1 protein-coding gene is annotated in these 1,023 nt (G+C 67.7%); it reads right to left on the bottom strand.

Going from position 1 to position 1,023, the window contains the following annotated elements; genetic code table 11:
• On the bottom strand, nucleotides 1-1,023 hold a 1,023-nt coding region (locus tag ACFYY7_RS45765), incomplete at both ends, for a family 20 glycosylhydrolase (RefSeq protein WP_388672442.1).

The raw sequence follows: 1,023 nt of genomic DNA, 5'->3' as shown, positions 1-1,023 counted from the left end.
GTGCCGTCGCCGGACACCTGGATCGCGTAGTCGCGGCCGTGTGCGGGCGCCCAGTCCAGGTCGGCCCTGGTGACGGTCTCGGGGCGGCCGAGGTCCACGCGGAGCCAGGCGTGATCTCCCGGGCCGCTCTGCCACCTGGTGGTGCTCACCCCGTCGAACGCCGCGTCGGCCGTGCCCGCGGACGCGGTCGCCGGCCTGCCCGCGCTCAGCTCGCTGTTGGCCGGGGTGGCGAGTGTCGTGGCGACCTCGGTCAGTCCCGTACCCACGCCGAGCTTGCGCACGGTCGTCATGAAGTCGCTGTACGAAACACCCGAGCCGGCGCCGCTCCACATCTTCTGCGCGAGGACGCCGAAGGTGGGCTCGACCAGTTTGTGCACGTCGAGTTCGGTGTAGCTGGACTTGGTCAGGTCGTTCCACACCGCGGACATGGCGCCAAGAAGCTGGGGGTCCTTCGGTGCGACGCTCTGGCCGCCTGGGAAGACGTTGGGTTCCCAGTTGTCGTAGAGGTACTTGCCGTCCAGGCCGTGGCCGTGGTAGTAGCTCGCGAACGGGACGATGTAGAGCAGGGCGTCGTTGGTGTTGATGAACGAGTAGCCGTCCTTCCTGGCGGCCTGCGGGCCGTACCACGAGTTGTTCCAGCTGTTGAGGGTGACGTCGCGGTCGAAGCCCTCGGTGTCGGACGTCATCAGGGACAGGCTGCCCCAGGCGCGCGGATGCTTGCCGAGCGTGCGGATGTGGGCGGCGATCTCGTTGAAGTAGCTCTTGTAGCGGGGCTTGTCCGACCGGTACTCATCGGCGCCGAAGTGCACGTCCGGGCCGCGGAACCACGGCGTGAACTCGTCGAACACCGACTTCATGAACGCGGTGGTCTCCGGCTTGGACAGATCCAGGTGGTCGGAGTCCCCGTTGTTCAGGCCCAGGGACGGCTTGAACCGGATGAACGCGAGCGAATGGGCGGGGGCATCGAACTCGGGAACGAGCGTGACGCCGCTGGCCGCGGCGGTGTCCTCGAAGGAGTCCCAG

The organism is Streptomyces sp. NPDC001933 (genome assembly GCF_042890955.1).
GTDB lineage: Bacteria > Actinomycetota > Actinomycetes > Streptomycetales > Streptomycetaceae > Streptomyces.
The sequence above is the reverse complement of the archived record's forward strand: the minus strand, read 5'-3'. Positions and strand labels throughout refer to the sequence as shown.